This window comes from Streptomyces milbemycinicus, from assembly GCF_002154605.1.
Taxonomy (GTDB): domain Bacteria; phylum Actinomycetota; class Actinomycetes; order Streptomycetales; family Streptomycetaceae; genus Streptomyces; species Streptomyces milbemycinicus.
The window spans coordinates 1-743 of the sequence record NZ_MUNE01001202.1 but is presented as its reverse complement, the minus strand read 5'-3'; the positions used below and the strand labels follow the sequence as shown (position 1 = coordinate 743).

General features: G+C 68.2%; 1 pseudogene. It reads right to left on the bottom strand.

The features are described 5' to 3' along the window. Window positions 1-273 (bottom strand): annotated as a pseudogene (locus CCN51_RS58985) (cytochrome P450); the annotation flags it as partial. Between the last annotated feature and the right edge of the window lie 470 nt (window positions 274-743).

The following is a 743-nucleotide window of genomic DNA, read 5'->3' as shown; positions in this document are numbered from 1 at the left end:
CAACATCGCGACCTGGGCGACCAGTTCGTCGTGGGTGAGCGCGTCCCCGTTGTCCTCGGCGGCGATCAGCGCGGTGAGCAGGTCGTCGGCAGGGTGGTCACGCTTCCAGGAGACGGCCTCGCCGACCAGGGCGAACAACTCCGCGTCGGCCGCCTCGACGGCCCTCATCACCTCAATGTCGGTGGTCGGTTCGACGGAGCGCATCAGAGTGTGGGAGAGCAGGCGCAGTCGGTCGTTGTCGGTCGGCGGCATGCCGAGCATCTGCGAGATCACGGTGAACGGCAGCGGGAACGCCANNTGCCGGCTTCGGCGATGGCGTCGAGCGCGTCGTCGACGAGCGAGCGGATCCGCGGCTCCATGGCGTTGATGGCCCGTGGGGTGAACGCCTTGGAGACCAGCTTCCGCAGCCTGGTGTGGTCCGACGGATCCCGGTCCAGCAGGGCCAGCCCCTTCAGCCGCGGCTCATCCGTGACGCCCGCGTTCGTATACGCGTCGCGGAACGGCCCCGGGGCGACATGGCGCTGCTCGACGGAGAGCCCGGAGCGCATCAGGGCGTCCACGTCCTCGTAGCGGGAGAGCATCCAGAAGCCGCCCGGATGCTCATGGACCGGCACATGCCGGCGCAGCTCGGCGTAGTGCGGATAGGGATCTTCCATGAACTCCGGTGTGAACGGGTTGAAGATGACGGGCTCGCTCTGCGGTGGGGTGCTCACAGTCAACTCCTGTTCCGAGCTTGCGGGCGC